The sequence below is a fragment of the Arcobacter sp. LA11 genome, from assembly GCF_001895145.1.
Lineage (GTDB): Bacteria > Campylobacterota > Campylobacteria > Campylobacterales > Arcobacteraceae > Halarcobacter.
Window position 1 is genome coordinate 275,927 of the sequence record NZ_BDIR01000001.1, and the last position, 15,919, is coordinate 291,845.

Consider the following 15,919-nt stretch of genomic DNA (forward strand, 5'->3'; position numbering starts at 1 on the left):
CATATTTGAATATACTCTTCTCTTAACTCAAAATAAAATATACTAAATTTATAAAGATTAGATAGATGATTAACCAAATAAATAAATTAATTGAAAACCAAGTACTAATAATAGATGGTGCTATGGGAACACAATTGCAACTTGCTGATATAAAGCAAGAAGAGTGGCAATATGAAGAGCAAGACTTAGAAGGATGTAATGAACTTTTAAATGAAACTGCACAACATGTTTTAAGAAAAATTCATGATGATTATGCTTCTTCTGGAGCAAATTTGATTACTACAAATACCTTTGGAACTATGCCTTGGGTTTTAGATGAATATGGAATTCCTGAAAAAGCTTATGAACTTTCAAAACTTGGAGCTCAGCTTGTAAAAGAGTCTTGTGAAAAGTTCCAAGATGAAAACAATCCAAAATTTGTATTAGGCTCAATTGGTCCAGGTACAAAACTTCCATCTCTTGGGCATATAAAATATGATGAAATGTATGAAGGTTATAAAGTTGTTGCAAATGGACTTGCAGATGGTGGAACAGATGTTTTTTTACTTGAAACTTGTCAAGATCCTTTACAAATAAAAGCAGCACTTCATGCTTTAAATGATACTCATCCTGAAATACCTGTTATGGTTTCTGTGACAATTGAGATGTCAGGAACTATGTTAATTGGAACAGATGCTTTAACTATTGCAGCTATTATGGAACCTTTTAATATTTTATCACTTGGATTTAACTGTGGTACTGGACCAAAGCAAGTATTTAAACATGTAAAAACATTAAGTGAAGTTTGTAAATTCCCAATTTCAGTCCATGCAAATGCAGGGCTCCCTCAAAATAGAGGTGGAGTAACTTATTATCCAATGGGACCTGAAGAGTTCACTTCTTTACAAGAGACTTTTTTAGATATTAATGGAGTTGCTTTTTTAGGTGGTTGTTGTGGTACAACACCAGAACATATTGTAGCTTTATCAAATAAAGTAAAAGGAAGAGTTCCTAAAAAGCCTTGTGGGTTTTTAAAAGCTTCTTTAGCCTCTTTATTTAATACAGTTCCTTTAAAGCAAGACCCAGCACCATTACTTATTGGTGAGCGTTCAAATGCAACTGGTTCTAAAGCTTTTAGAGAGTTACTTAAAGCAAATGATTATGAGGGAACTTTATCTGTTGGTCAACAACAAGTACGTGCTGGAGCACATATTATTGATGTATCTGTTGGTTTTGCTGGACGTGATGAAAGAGAAGATATGGATAAGGTTGTTGAACTTTACTCTCAAAAAGTTTCACTTCCTTTAATGCCAGATTCTACTCAAATTTTAGCACTTGAAGCTGCACTAAAACAAATAGGTGGAAGACCTATAATTAACTCTGTTAATCTTGAAGATGGAGAAGAAAAATTTGATGCTGTTTGTAAATTGGCTAAAAAATTTGGAGCGGCATTAGTTTGTCTTGTAATTGATGAAGTTGGTATGGCTAAAACTAAAGATGACAAGCTAAGAATTGCTGAGAGAATTTATGATTTATGTGTAAATAGACATGGATTTAAACCTGATGATTTAGTATTTGATATGCTTACGTTTACTATTGGTTCTGGTGATGATGAGTATAGAACTGCTGGTGTTGAAACAATGGAAGCAATTAGAGAATTCCAAATAAGACATCCAGAAGTTGGAACTACGCTTGGATTATCAAATATATCTTTTGGACTTGATATAAAAGCAAGAGCATACCTAAATTCTATCTATTTAGACTATTGTGTAAAAGCTGGACTAACATCTGCTATTGTAAATGTTAAACATATTTTACCTCTAAATAAAATCTCTGAAGAAGATAAAAAAGCTTGTGATGATTTAATTTTTGATAATCAAGAAGATGGTGACCCTTTATTTAAATTTATTGAGCATTTTTCAAATGTTGGTGATATTGAAGAGCAAAGTGATGAAGAGTATCAAAGTTTACCTCCTATAGAAAAAGTAAAAAAACTTCTTTTAGATGGGGATAAAGATAGAATGCTTCCTTTAGTTGAAGAATTAAGACTACAAGTAAAACCAGAAGTTATCGTAAATGAATGGCTAATTGATGGTATGAAAATCATAGGTGAGTTATTTGGCTCAGGTCAAATGCAGTTACCATTTGTACTTCAAAGTGCTGAAACTATGAAAGCTACAGTTGATGCTTTAAATCCGTATTTACCAAAAGAAGAGAAAGCTTCTGAAACAGTTTTAGTTCTTGGAACTGTAAAAGGTGATGTACATGATGTTGGTAAGAACCTAGTTGATATTATTCTTTCAAATAATGGATTTAAGGTAATTAATATTGGTATTAAAGCTGATTTAAATGATTTTATTATTGCTGTTAAAGAGCATAAGGCAGATGCAATTGGTATGAGTGGATTACTTGTAAAATCAACTGCTGTTATGAAAGAAAATCTTGAAGAACTTCAAGCTCAAGGTATAGATATTCCTGTACTTCTTGGTGGTGCTGCTTTAACTAAATCGTTTATAAATGATTATTGTAGACCTTTATATGATGGACCAATATTTTATTGTAGAGATGCTTTTGATGGTGTTGTCTCTATGCAAAGAGTTGAATCAGGAGATAGTAATACTGCACTTGCAGCAGATTTAATAAATGATGAAGATAATCTTCCTAAAAAAGAAGTTGAAGAAGTTATTGTGAATGAAGAAGATGTAGAGCTTCCTGAAAATGGAAGTTTTACTTTTCCCCCATTATGGGGTAGGGTAGCACAAAATGGTAATGCTATAAATAAAGACTTAGTATTTAAATGGATTAACCATAGAGTATTATTTAGACAAAGATGGGGATACAAAAGAGGTAAACAAAAAAGTGAAGATTTTATCAAACATGAAGAAGAAGTTGTAAAACCTCTTTATGAAAAATTAAAAGAAGAGTTTATTGACAAAGAATTATTTGATCCTATTTCAATTTTAGCTTATTATCCTTGTATTTCAAAAGAGAATAAACTTTATATTTTTAGTGAAGATTATGCTTTCCATAGTGAAGAGGAAGCAAAAAATGTTCCGTCTTTAGATAAAGCTATAAAAGTATTTGAATTTCCAAGACAAAAGAAAAAGCCACATAGATGTATTGCTGATTTCTTTGCAAATGATAGATTAGATGTAGTTGCTTTTACTTTTGCAAGTGCGGGACATAAACTTAGTCCTTATGAAGCTGATTTATATAAAGAAAGTAAATTTACTGAGTATTATCAAGTTCATGGTCTTGGAGTTGAATTAGCAGAAGCACTAGCTGAGGTACTACATAAACAAGTTAGACTTGATTTAGATATTGTTCCAAAAGAGGGACATACTTTAAATGATGTTCAGATGAAACAGTATGTTGGATGTAGATATTCACCTGGATATGCAGCTTGTCCTGATTTAGAGATGAGTCGTGATATTTTTGATTTATTAAATCCAGAAGAGTTTGGAATAGAGCTTTCTGAAACTTTTCAAATTCATCCTGAGCAATCTACTTGTGCGATTGTAGTTCCTCATCATAAAGCGAACTATTACAATATTTAAAATAAATAAAAGTCATCACTCTTTCTAGGAAAAAAGTGATGACCTCTACATTAAAATCAATAAGTCTCAAATAGGTATTTTCCTAAATTGAAATGTTATTATAATATATTAAAATGTAAGAAATTAGGAATATTAACTCTAAAATTAAGTTTTTAAACTTATTATTTTTATTTTCTTGATTTTTACATTTTTTTTCGATTTTTTTTAAGTATATTTTATGATGAATTATTCTCTTTTGTGAAAAGTGGATAAAAGGCTAAGTTATGATTAAAAATATACTACTAATAGAATATGATAAATTGGATGAGGGTTTAAAGTCTAGACTTATAAGATTAAAAAAGTATGTTTTAACAGTTGTTAATGATTATGATTCTTTTTTGGATGAATTTAATAAAAAAAATTTTGATTTATGCCTAATTAATATAAAGAACAAAAAAGAGAGAGGTTTTGTAATTTATTATATTTGTCATCAAGTCTCAAATCAAAAAATTTTAGCATGTGCAAAAAGTCTGAAAAAGTGCTATTTTAAAAAAAATTGCGAGCTTTGCAAGAAATATAAAATTAAAACTTTTAAATCTTATTCAAATACCAAGTATATAGAGTTTTGTATCGATAATTTTAATAGATATAGACGTAAACCATGCAATAGTTTATAAAAGTCATCAATCTTATTAGGGTAAGATGATGGCTTTTATATTAAAATCTGTAAGCTCAAAAAAGGGAGACTACTCCTTACTTGAAAATATATTATAGAATAAAATAATGTAAGAAAAAAAGAATCTTCAAAAATAAGGTAAAAAATTTATGATAAATACTTCAAAAGGTCTAATTATAACTTCTCTAGGTGTTTTAATTATGAGTTTAGAATCCTTATTTATAAAACTTAGTACAATATCTCCCATTACATTTTCTTTTTATCTTGGAATATTTATGTTTTTTTCTACATCTCTTACACTTTTTATAAAGGAAAGGGATAGTTTAAAAGATATTATAAAAGTTTCTTTTCCTATATTACTTTTATGTGGAACATTAGCAGGTACTTCAAATATATTTTTTATTTCAGCAATTAAAACTACTACTGTTGCAAATGTTGTAATTATTTTTGGAACGGCTGCAATTTTTTCCACATTTTTTGCATATATTTTTTATAAAGAGAAGATTGGTAAGAATATTTTTTATGCGTCATTTTTTATGTTTATAGGACTTTTTATAATTTTTAATGATAAATTAGGTTTAGGAAATTTACAAGGAAATATATATGCTCTTTTTTGCACTATTTCGTTTTCTTTAGTTTTTGTTTTTTTAGCAAGATATAAAAAGATAAATCGTGTTGCAGTAACTGCAGTAACAGGGTTAGTATTATCTCTAATCACTTTTATAATTGCAGATACAATAGAAATTGATTTATATAATCTAGCTGTTGTTGCAGGAATGGGTTTGCTAATAACTCCATTATCGAGAGTTTTATTAGGAGTAGGAACAAAGTATATAAGTGCTAGCGAAGTTAGTTTACTTATGATTATAGAAACTATAATGGCTCCAATCTGGGTATGGATGTTTTTAAAAGAAATACCAAGTTTAAACACTTTTATTGGAGGGACTATTATTCTTTTAACTTTGATAGTGAATTCAATTTATACTATGAAAAGAAATAGGTAGCTATTACCTTTTTACTTGAAATGAACCTCCCCCTAAACTCCAGAGTTTAGATTTTGAAACTTTATTATTTGAATCTTCATTTATCATTTCAATAATTGATTGAATGTCTTTATTAAATTTTTTGACTTTTTTTATTTTACAGTATCTTTCTATAGTTGATTCTACGTTACTTTGTGCTGCCTTTGAATTATTTGGAGGGTTTTTAATTTTTTTACTGATAATATATGTTCTACCATGAACTATTTCATCTCTAATTTTAAAAAGAATATTAATTGTTGAAAATGGTTTATCATTGAAATTTACATCTTTTGAATATATAGTATATAGTTTTTTAATTTTATTTTTTATTGATGGTTTCTGTTCTTTATCCCATTTCTCCCAATCAGTACATTCTTCATAACCTTTATGATTAATATATGATTCTAATGTTAATGCACTAAATAAAAGAGAAGAAAGGCGATTATAATATGCACCTTCTTTTGAAGTTTCTGCATTTTTTAGAAAAAAAGATGAAGCTTTGAAATTATATGCGAATGATTTGTATGTAAAATAATCCATTTATCTTCTTTCTATTTGCTTATCATGATACTTACTTAAAAGTATTAACGCAACAATACTTCCAAGTAATGCAAGTCCCATATCACTTTGCGTATCCCAAACATATCCTTGAGTCCCTAAGAAAGCTTCAGCATCTTCTCCACTTAGAAGTGCAACCCACCATTCTATAAGTTCATAGAAGGCTGAAAATCCTAAACAAAAACATACTATAAAAAAGTTTCGCCATTTTGCAAGTGGAATGATATTTTTTCTAATTAAAATCTCACGTGCTATTATAGCTGGGATAAAGCCTTGAGCAAAGTGTCCAACTTTATCATAGTTATTTCTATCTTGACTTAGTAATTCTTTAATGGTATCAAATAGTGGAACTTCTGCATATGTATAATGCCCTCCAACCATTAGAATAATACAATGTATTAATATTAGAGAATAAACTAAAGTTGTAAGTCTAAAACTTTTATATGTAAAGATGATTACTATTAGACCAATTATTGCTGGTAAAACTTCTAAAAACCATGTGAATTGGTCTTTTGGATTGATTCCTGACCATACTAAAACTGCAAAAAAAATGATTAACCATAATTGTTTCAAGATATAACCTATTAATATATTTATAGAAGTGTACTATTATTTAATTAAAAAAGTGAGATTGATATTTATTAAGAAGGTGACTTATAAGACTGTCTCAAGGAGAAGAAAGGATTAAAATTCGCAAAAATTTTCCTATAATTGATGTTGAGACAGTTTTATAAATCACCTATATTTTTTTACTTTTAGATTATAAAAAATAAAAATGTAAAAAAAGTTTTGAAATAATGTAAAAAAAATAGAATATACAAACCTGTCTCTAGATTCAAGGAGTGAAATTCGCAAAAATTCCTTAAAGTTGGCACTTTACATTATTTTCTAGAGACAGGTTTATATACAATTAAACCCCTCAAAGAGAGGGATTTAATTAGAAAGAATAAGTAAGCGTTACATTTAATTGATTTAAATCAGTTTCATCTGCGTCTGAATCATCTGCATCAACATACGTATAACCTAAGTTTCCTTTTAAATTTTTTGTAATTGGATAACCTAACCATAAAGTAGTTTCTTTATGTGAATAATCATTAACTGTTCCATCATCATAGTCTGTAATTCCAGAAATAAGTGTACTACTTAAGTCTCCGAATTTTTTGTTAATTTTAATGTATGTAGTCTTTGCATCGTGAGTATAGATTTTATCTCCCTCTTCCATTGCATTTGTTGTACCCATACCGAAATGTTTAAAAGTATCTGAAGTGATTAAATGTCCTAGAGTTGCTGTATATCCAGCAATTTTATAAAATGCTTTTAACTCTGTGTGTGAACCATCTTCTAAAGAAGAATCATCTGGTTTATAAGCTGTATATTGTGCAGATGCTCCAAAAGTTCCATTGTCATATGCAACTTGACCACCAATTAAATCTCTATCATCAGGAGCAGTTAAATAAAATCCCATTAAATCAACTTCACCAAAATCATGAGTTATTCCTACTTTATATACACCTTTACTTGGATCTACTTTATTTAAAAATACGCCATCTGATGCACTTAATGGTCTATAGTCTCTAGATGTAACTCTTCCCATTCTTCTTGTCCAAATTGCTTCAATATTAGTTGCTCCAAATTTAAAATTGGCATTTAGGGCATCATGAGTTTTATTTAACCATTTAGTATTTAAAGCTTGACGACCTGCTTTAATTGAGATATTTTGAGTTCCATATTCAAGAAAAAGTGATTCAAAATCAACGTCATCATTGTCTCCTGTTTCCCAGAATCTTTCTGCTGAATCTCCTGTCCCTTTGTAATGTGTTTCACCTTTCCCACCTTCAAAAAGAGTAGTATATGCTCTAAATTTTGATGTAATACTTAAATTATTCCAAACACCAGTTTTATATCCAAGTGCAAATGAACCAACAGAATATGAAGTATCATTATAATAATTATTCCATTTAGTTAATTCCTCATCCATTTTTCTGTTTTCATAAGTTACGGTGAATTCTGCGCTTACTTTACCACTTGTTAAAGCTTCTTCTAAAGAAGATGCATTTGAAACAGTACATAGTCCAATTGCTAAAGAAGCAATTATACTTAATTTTAAGTTTTTCATTTGTTATCCTTTGTTGTGATTATCTGGTCTTTGAACAGATATTCATTATTGAGTTTTGAAATCTTAAATTAAAAAAATCGAAAAAAAATCGATTAATAAAAAAATATAAGAAAAAATTAAATATTGTCTCATTTTTGATATTTTATGAGATTATTCGATTTTTTTTCGATTTTTTCTTAATACAATTTCACTATAAAGATTGAAAAAGGATAGAAAATGAAAATCACTAGAAGAAACTTTTTAAAAGGTAGTGCAGCTACTGCAACAGTTGTTGGAGCATCTGCTTTAAATGCAAATCCTCTTGGTAGTTTAGATATTACTAAAAAGATTCCACATGCAACTCACTTTGGTGCATTTTATGCAAAAGTAAAAGATGGAAAAGTATATGATTTAGAACCACAAGAATCAGATGCAGGTCCTACTGTTCTTACAAAAGCTCTTATAGATAGAGTATATTCTCCAAGTAGAATTAAGTATCCAGTAGTAAGAAAGTCATTTTTAGAAGGAAAAGCTAATAATAAAGAGTTAAGAGGTGCTGATGAGTTTGTTCGAGTATCTTGGGATGAAGCTTTAGATTTAGTTGCTAAAAAATTAAAAGATACACCAAATAAAAATATTTATAATGGTTCATATGGTGGATGGGGACATCCAGGTCGTGTATCTAGATCAAATGTATTAACAGGAAGATTTTTTAACTCAATTGGTGGAGCTGTTAGAACAAATGGTGAATACTCAAATGGTGCAGCAGGGCAAGTAAATCCATATATTGTTGGAGATATGGAAGTTTATTCTTTACAAACTGCACATGAGCAATTTTTAGAAAATTCAGAAGTAATAGTACTTTGGGGATGTGATTGGCTAAAAGACAATAAAATTGATTTTGCAGTTGCAAATAGAAAAAATGATGATTACTTTAAAAAGTATAAAAAATCAGGAATTAAATTTATCTCAATTGACCCAATTTCAACACAATCTTCAAAATTCTTTGGAGCTGAAGAGATTAAAATTAGACCAAATACTGATATTGCTTTAATGTTAGCTATGATGAATCACTTATATAAAACAAATAAATATGATAAAAAGTTTGTAGAGAAATATACTGATGGTTTTGATAAATTCTTACCTTATTTATTAGGTAAAAAAGATGGTATAGATAAAACTCCTGAGTGGGCAGCTAAGATTACTGAAATTCCTGCTAAGAAAATCAAAGAATTAGCAGAGTTATTTGTAAGTAAAAAAACATTCCTTTCTGGAAACTGGGCAAATCAAAGAGCACATCATGGTGAACAAGCTGACTGGGGTATTATTACTTTAGCTTCAATGCTTGGAAAAATTGGATTACCAGGACAAGGTTTTGGATTCTCTATGCATTATGCTGGTGGTGGACAAGCAAGATCTGGTAAAAAAATTGTTCCAGGTTTATCTCAAGGAAAAGGGAAAGTAAAAGATTTTGTTCCTGCATCTAGAATTTCTGATATGTTATTAAATCCTGGAAAGACTATTGAGTATAAAGGTAATCCAGTTACATATAACAAAATTGATGTGATGTATGTTTGTGGATCAAATGTAGTTGGTCATCATCCTGATACAAATGAATTAGTAGAAGCTATGAGAAAACCTGATATGGTAGTTGTTCATGAACCATGGTGGACATCAACTGCTAGAATGGCAGATGTTGTATTCCCTTCAACAACTACTTTTGAGAGAGATGATTTAACATTTGGTGGTTCTTATTCTCAAGATTACGTATATGCAATGAGAAAAGTTATTGAACCATTATATGAATCAAGAGATGATTTTGAAATTTTTGCAGACATTGCAAAAAGAATTGGTAAAAAAGAGCATAAAAAATTTACTAAAAAAAGATCTCAAATGGATTGGATTAAATATTTATATGGAAAAACTGATGCTTCTAAAACTGTCTCATTTGAAGATTTTTGGGCAAAAGGTTATGTGAAATATGAAATTCCTGAAGAGGCTTATAAATTTGTAAGACACTCAGCATTTAGAAAAGATCCAGTTAAAAATGCACTTAAAACAGAATCTGGAAAAATTCAAATATATTTAGATAAGTTTGAAAAATTTGGATATAAAGATTTTAAAGGGCATGTAACTTGGTTTGAACCAGCAGAATATTTAGGAAGTAAAGAATCTAAAGAGTTCCCATTACACTTAGTATCTCCTCATCCTACTTATAGAATTCACTCACAGTTAGATAATACTTGGGTAAGTAGATTCCATAAAGTAAATGGAAGAGAGCCAATTAGAATTAATCCAGCTGATGCTAAAAAATATAGTATTACAGATGGTGAGTTAGTTGAAGTTTATAATAACAGAGGAAGAATTTTAGCTGGTGCTGTTGTAACTAATGACATTAGAGCAGGTGTTGCTGCAATTGAAGAGGGTGCTTGGTATATGCCAGTCAATCCAAAAGAAAACAAATCTTTATGTAATAATGGTCAAGTAAATGTATTAACATCTTCTAGACCAACATCAACAATGGCACAAGCAACGTCGGTAAATACTACACTTGTTGCAGTTAAACCATATAAAGGTGAAGTAAAACCAAATGATGTGGCAATTTCACCAAAGATTATTCTATCTTAAAGGATAAATGATGAGAGTAAATATTAAAAAAATAATTGCTCTTTTAAGTATCTATGCAGTGGGAACACTTAGTTTAAGTGCTTCTACTGTTTACTTAACAGAGGACTTGAAATTAAGTGAAGCAGATGTTCAATCTGGAATTGTTTTAGAAAAAAAAGATGCAGTTTCTAGCTTAAAAGGTTTTAGAAAAGTAGATTCTACAGAAATTTATGCAACAAAGAACTTGTCTTTAAAAATTGCAGATGTAAAAGATTCTAAGATTGTAAAAGTATCTAAAAAAGGTGATATTGAAGAGGTTGTTTTATCTTTAAATATTAAAGAAGATAAATTATCTGAAGATTACTATGATGCATGGGAAGAAAGAGAAGAAATTTTCTTAGAAAAATGTTCACAATGTCATGCTTCACCAGAAATTGGAAGCCATACAATGCTTGAGTGGGAAGGGCTTTATTTAAGTATGAAAGGTTTTGCTCAACCAACACCTGAAGAAGAGATTGCAATATTAAGATATTTAAAGACTTTTGCTAAAGATGGTATTATTAAAGAAGAAGAGTAATATTGATATTATTAGATAACAAATAAGGAGTATGTCGTGAATAAAGATTTTTTTGATAAATTAAAAAGCATGACAGTTCTTTATGCTGAGGATGAGGTTGGTATTAGAGAAAATATTGCTGATTCTTTAAGTTATTATGTAAAAGATGTTTTTGAAGCCGCTAATGGTCAAGAAGCATATGATATATATATAGAAAAAAAGCCAGATATAATTTTAAGTGATATTCATATGCCAATAGTTGATGGTATAGAATTCATAAAAAAAATTAGAAAAGAAAATAGAACTGTTCCTGTAATAATGATAACAGCACATACTGATAAGAAATATTTATTAGAAGCTGTAGAACTACATATGGAAAAATATATTATAAAACCTGTAGATATAGATGAACTTTTTGAAACTTTAGATAAATGTGTAGAGATATTAGATTCAAATAAAAAAGTTTCCCTAAAAGTTGATGAAAACTATATCTATGATTATGATAGAAAAGAACTAAAGTATAAAAATGAACATGTTATTTTAAATAAAAAAGAGTTGCTTTTTTTAGAGGTTTTAATATCATATCAAAATAGGGTAGTTACATATGAAGAGCTTCAAGATAAGGTATGGGGTGATGATATTATGACTGATAGTGCCTTACGTTCTTTGGTTAGAAACCTTAGAAAAAAACTTCCTACTGATTTGATATTCAATCTATCCGGAGTGGGGTATCGTCTTGTGTAGAATCTTATTAATTATATATTTCTTTTTTTCAGTTTTAAATGCAGATACAGTATTTAGAGTCGATTATTCTAAATCTAATACTGCAGTGAAAATGAATCCAAATTCTCACATAAAAGTATTTCTTCCTTCTATCCCTTATTCATATATTTCAAAAAATACAAACTCAGGCTTATTACGTTCTTTTGATAATAAAAGAGGTTGGGAGTATGATTTAGCAAAATCACATAAAAGAGTTGATGATTTTACTTATATATTTGAAATCAGAAAGAATTTAAAATTTCAAGATGGTACAGATTTTACTATTGATAATGTGATTAGAAATTTAGAAAATTTTATAAAGTATCCAATTTTATATACAAATATTGATAAGGTTGGGTTTTCAATTAAAAAAATTGATGAGTACAAAGTTCAACTTCGTTTGAATAAAAAATATGAAATGTTTTTATATGATCTTGCGAGGGTATATTTTTATACTGATGAATATCTAGAAAAGTTTAGTCCAAAAGGTGCCCAAACAGGTAGTGCAAATAAAGTCCCAGGTCCTTATGGAATGGGTCCATATATTCTTAAAAGTGGTTATGCTTTAGGTGAAAAGCAAACAGATAAGTTAGAGCTGGTTGCAAATCCATATTATTGGGATAAAAGGTTTCCTAAAATAAAAAATGTAACAGTATACACGCAGTTAAATATGAATAATGCTTTAGATAGTATCGTAAACTATGAAGGTGTATTAGATATCTCACCGATTCCTTTTAATAAAAAAATAAATGTGGTCATGTCTAAATATTCAAAGCTTGTGATAAAAGAATCTACAAACAATTTTTTAATATTTTTCAATCTAATAAATGGAAATGAAAAGTTAAAAAATATAGAGGTTAGACAGGCTCTTAATCAAGCCCTTAATCAAGAAAATTTATTGAATTTTGTATACAAAAAAGAGGGAAAGATTTCTCCTTTTTCAACTTCAATAAATTATAAAGTTGTAAAGAAAATTGCAAATAAAAAAAAATATACCAAAAAAGAGTTTAGCGAAGAGAAAAAGAACAGATTATTAGATAATTTAGTTTTAAATATTTTTACCCAAGATAGGTTTATGTTTTTATGGAAAGGTATTGAATTTCAATTAAAACAGTATGGTGTAAAATTAAATTATATAATAACAAATAGTGAAAAAGATATTTATGAACAATTATTAACAACAAGGGCAAATAAGAACTCAAAAGAGTGGGATTTGCTTATTTGGGGTGATGATGACTGGTATTACCAAAATCCTTGGACAGTATTTTTTATCTATGAGAATAACTCTCCGTGGTCTACAATTAAAAATGATTTTGTTATGAATAAGTATATCAATAAATATTTTGAAACAAAAGTAAATACAAAAGAGTATGAATCTATAGTTGAAAAAATACTTTATAGAGCACGTGATATGGCATATACTCTACGAGTGCCTTCTCACAATAAAGTAGTAGCTGTAAATAAAGAAGTTGTTTATGAACCTTATGAGGGCGGTATGATTCCTTTATGGAAAATTGAGCTTACAAAAAATCACTGGTCATTAAGAAAACAAAAAGAGTATCCTGAAAAATTTCATACTCCAGTAAAACCACAAAGAATTAAAAATGAAGTCAATAAATAGAATAAATATCAAGTTTAAGTTGGGAGTTCTTTTTTTAATATTATGTATCTCAATATCAGTTTTAGCATATAAATCAATCAATCTTAGTGAAGATAGTAAAGAGACTTTAAAAGTAGTACATAGTAAGTCTCAAGCAGTTTTATCTTTACAAAATAGAGTAATAACTCCTTTATATAGATTAAGAGAGTTAACTCAGTCTTTAGTAATGGCACCAAATAGTCAAATACGAGAATCCATACAAAGAGATTTAGATATTCTTCTTTTTCAGCTTCAAAAAGAGTTTGATAGTTTAATTATTGAAAACAAAAACATAAAAAGTGGTTGGGTAGAGTATAAAAGACTAATAGGTGATACTAAACAATATTTAAAAGAAGAGTTTGAAGAAGGTGCTTATATAAATGTAACTACTTCTAGTAGAAAACAGTTTCATCTGTTGGTTGAAGAGTTGCTTGAAATACAAAGTAAATTTTTAAATAATTCAACAATTGCGTATACAAAAGCTTCTAAAGAAGCAAAAGATGTTAGATTTGAGATTCTTATGGTAATTGTAATTGTTCTTATTTTAGCAACTATAACAGGTTGGCTTATTTCAAGTAATATTATCAACTCAATTCATAGGGTTCAAAAAGGTTTATCAAACTTTTTTGAGTATTTAAATCATAGAAAAACTGCAGTTGAAAAAATAGAAATAAACTCGAAAGATGAATTTTATCAAATGGCAAAAATGATTAATCAAAATGTTTCAAATGTTCAAAATAATATAGAACAAAATGAAGCTCTAATTAAAAATGCAACAAGAGTTTTAGAAAATATTAAAGGTGGAAATCTAGGAACTAGACTTAGTGAAAAAACAAATAACTCTGCTTTACATGAATTAAAAAATATGATTAATGATATGATTGATAATTTTGAATTTAAGATACAAGAAGAGATTAATAAAAGACTTGAACAAGAACAAATTTTAATTCAACAGTCAAAGTTAGCATCAATGGGTGAAATGATTGGAAATATAGCCCATCAATGGAGACAACCTTTAGCTCAGATATCTGCAATTCATATGAATATGAAAGTAACTTACGATTTTAAAAAATTTACGAAAGAGTATTTAGATAGTAAAATAAAAGAAGCAAATACTTTAACTTCATACATGTCAAGTACAATTTCAGACTTTCAAAACTTTTTTAATCCTCAAGGAGATAAAGAGAATTTTTCTATAGAAAAAGCTTGTAAAGATGCCCATTTTATACTTGCCTCTTCTTTAAAATATCATGGAATATCACTAACTTTTGATGTCCTTGAAGATTCAAATGTATTTGGATATAGAAACGAATATTCTCAAGTTATCTTGAACATAATAAGTAATGCAAAAGATATATTACTAGAACGAAATATTCAAGAACCTGTTATAAATATTGAAATAAAAAATGGTGAAAATTATGCAATTGTAAAAATTCAAGATAATGGTGGAGGAGTAGATGAGGATATAATAGAGAAAATATTCGAACCATATTTTACTACTAGACATAAAACACAAGGTACAGGAATAGGTTTATATATGTCTAAAAATATTATTGAACGAAATATGAATGGTTTTATAAATGTAAGAAATGAAGACGATGGAGCCCTATTTACAATAAAAGTTCATAAGAATTAAACTTTTCAAATATAAAAATTAACACATTATTATCTTAATTTAGATAAAATAGCCGTAATTAATTTTATGGGAAAAATAAAAATGCCTCAAGAAAAAACTTATAAAGATAAAATTCTAGATTATGTTTATACTTTATCAAAACAGCCATTGTTATTAAAAGATTTATTAGATGCAAATAGGCAATACAATGAAGGTATGCATGTTGATCCATCAAGACTTGGTTTTAGATTAAAGCTTGGTCGTGCTTATCAAGTATATGTATTAATAGTATTAGCTATTGTAATTCCTATTTCAGCTATAACACATACTCCTCTTGCAAAAATAAATTCACATATTTCTATATTAGGTGCTATGCTTATTACAGCTGCAATTTTTATTGGATTTAATTTTTTTAGAGCTAGATTAAGAGATGAAATTACATTAAGACAGATTAAAAAATCTTGGAGGTTAAGGTTTCCATACTTTTCTTATGAAGATTATAGATATAAAGTTGAAGAAATTTATCAAAAAGCTATGAAAGAAGAAGTTTCAAAAAAAGATTTAGAAAAATATATTTTAGATAATTTAGTTGAAGAGTAGTTTACTCTTCACAACTTTTTTTACATTCATCTAAAGTATTAAATGGAATATTACCACCACATCCACCATATACAAAGTGCTGACATTTCTTTGTTTTTTCGTTGTACTCATATTTAATAAAATAGCCTCTACACATTCCAGTCACGCCTTTTTTATAACACTTTTTAGAAAGTTTTATACTATTTGAGCTAGTAGAACAAGCAGTAAAAGAAAACAATGGTAACAAGAGAATAATAATTCTTAAATACATAAATAGTTCCTAAAAAATATAAGT

Annotated in this window: 12 protein-coding genes; 8 read left to right on the plus strand and 4 right to left on the minus strand. The window is 28.4% G+C overall.

Features of this window, described 5'->3' with window-relative positions:
- Positions 1 to 65 precede the first annotated feature (65 nt).
- Positions 66 to 3,536 (plus strand): methionine synthase, encoded by a 3,471-nt coding sequence (metH, locus tag BT997_RS01470; RefSeq protein WP_072679608.1) that lies wholly within the window; start codon positions 66 to 68, stop codon positions 3,534 to 3,536.
- A gap of 804 nt (positions 3,537 to 4,340) precedes the next feature.
- The gene (locus tag BT997_RS01480; RefSeq protein ID WP_072679610.1) at positions 4,341 to 5,195 is read left to right on the plus strand and encodes a DMT family transporter; all 855 of its coding nucleotides are present in this window, start codon (positions 4,341 to 4,343) and stop codon (positions 5,193 to 5,195) included.
- A gap of 3 nt (positions 5,196 to 5,198) precedes the next feature.
- Here BT997_RS01480 and BT997_RS01485 read toward each other — a convergent pair whose 3' ends face one another.
- The 3 genes from BT997_RS01485 to BT997_RS01495 all read right to left on the minus strand — a co-directional run bounded on the left by BT997_RS01485 (position 5,199) and on the right by BT997_RS01495 (position 7,887).
- Complete coding sequence (locus tag BT997_RS01485; RefSeq protein WP_072679611.1) at positions 5,199 to 5,753, minus strand: hypothetical protein; 555 nt, start codon at positions 5,751 to 5,753, stop codon at positions 5,199 to 5,201.
- A complete protein-coding gene (locus BT997_RS01490; protein WP_083568358.1) occupies positions 5,754 to 6,344 on the minus strand; it encodes a DUF2238 domain-containing protein in 591 nt (196 codons plus the stop codon). It lies immediately after the preceding gene.
- A 364-nt stretch (positions 6,345 to 6,708) separates the two neighbouring features.
- Positions 6,709 to 7,887 carry an Opr family porin gene (locus BT997_RS01495; protein WP_072679613.1) on the minus strand — a complete coding sequence of 393 codons (1,179 nt, stop codon included), beginning with the start codon at positions 7,885 to 7,887 and terminating at the stop codon, positions 6,709 to 6,711.
- Between the two features lie 216 nt (positions 7,888 to 8,103).
- Here BT997_RS01495 and BT997_RS01500 point away from each other — a divergent pair, with 216 nt between their 5' ends.
- The 6 genes from BT997_RS01500 (at position 8,104) to BT997_RS01525 (ending at position 15,645) form a co-directional block, all read left to right on the plus strand.
- Positions 8,104 to 10,494 (plus strand): molybdopterin-dependent oxidoreductase, encoded by a 2,391-nt coding sequence (locus tag BT997_RS01500; RefSeq protein ID WP_072679614.1) that lies wholly within the window; start codon positions 8,104 to 8,106, stop codon positions 10,492 to 10,494.
- Positions 10,495 to 10,504: 10 nt separating this feature from the next.
- Positions 10,505 to 11,050, plus strand: a complete 546-nt coding sequence (locus tag BT997_RS01505; protein WP_072679615.1) for a hypothetical protein — start codon at positions 10,505 to 10,507, stop codon at positions 11,048 to 11,050.
- Between the two features lie 36 nt (positions 11,051 to 11,086).
- Positions 11,087 to 11,773: a response regulator transcription factor gene (locus BT997_RS01510; protein ID WP_083568361.1), complete on the plus strand. Its 687-nt coding sequence runs from the start codon at positions 11,087 to 11,089 to the stop codon at positions 11,771 to 11,773.
- Positions 11,766 to 13,412, plus strand: a complete 1,647-nt coding sequence (locus BT997_RS01515; RefSeq protein ID WP_072679616.1) for an ABC transporter substrate-binding protein — start codon at positions 11,766 to 11,768, stop codon at positions 13,410 to 13,412. Before BT997_RS01510 ends, BT997_RS01515 begins: the two co-directional genes overlap by 8 nt.
- Positions 13,396 to 15,066, plus strand: coding sequence for a sensor histidine kinase (locus BT997_RS01520; protein ID WP_083568364.1), 1,671 nt, complete (start codon positions 13,396 to 13,398; stop codon positions 15,064 to 15,066). Before BT997_RS01515 ends, BT997_RS01520 begins: the two co-directional genes overlap by 17 nt.
- Positions 15,067 to 15,147: 81 nt before the next feature.
- Positions 15,148 to 15,645, plus strand: a complete 498-nt coding sequence (locus BT997_RS01525; protein ID WP_072679617.1) for a hypothetical protein — start codon at positions 15,148 to 15,150, stop codon at positions 15,643 to 15,645.
- Between the two features lies 1 nt (position 15,646).
- Here the strand turns inward: BT997_RS01525 and BT997_RS01530 are convergent, their stop codons facing one another.
- Positions 15,647 to 15,895 (minus strand): BPTI/Kunitz domain-containing protein, encoded by a 249-nt coding sequence (locus BT997_RS01530; RefSeq protein ID WP_072679618.1) that lies wholly within the window; start codon positions 15,893 to 15,895, stop codon positions 15,647 to 15,649.
- Positions 15,896 to 15,919 lie beyond the last annotated feature (24 nt).

Bases quoted from the DNA above. Each gene is read 5' to 3' on its own strand.
- metH (WP_072679608.1), top strand. From the start codon at position 66: ATGATTAACCAAATAAATAAATTAATTGAAAACCAAGTACTAATAATA.
- BT997_RS01480 (WP_072679610.1), top strand. From the start codon at position 4,341: ATGATAAATACTTCAAAAGGTCTAATTATAACTTCTCTAGGTGTTTTA.
- BT997_RS01485 (WP_072679611.1), bottom strand. From the start codon at position 5,753: ATGGATTATTTTACATACAAATCATTCGCATATAATTTCAAAGCTTCA.
- BT997_RS01495 (WP_072679613.1), bottom strand. From the start codon at position 7,887: ATGAAAAACTTAAAATTAAGTATAATTGCTTCTTTAGCAATTGGACTA.
- BT997_RS01500 (WP_072679614.1), top strand. From the start codon at position 8,104: ATGAAAATCACTAGAAGAAACTTTTTAAAAGGTAGTGCAGCTACTGCA.
- BT997_RS01505 (WP_072679615.1), top strand. From the start codon at position 10,505: ATGAGAGTAAATATTAAAAAAATAATTGCTCTTTTAAGTATCTATGCA.
- BT997_RS01520 (WP_083568364.1), top strand. From the start codon at position 13,396: ATGAAGTCAATAAATAGAATAAATATCAAGTTTAAGTTGGGAGTTCTT.
- BT997_RS01525 (WP_072679617.1), top strand. From the start codon at position 15,148: ATGCCTCAAGAAAAAACTTATAAAGATAAAATTCTAGATTATGTTTAT.
- BT997_RS01530 (WP_072679618.1), bottom strand. From the start codon at position 15,895: ATGTATTTAAGAATTATTATTCTCTTGTTACCATTGTTTTCTTTTACT.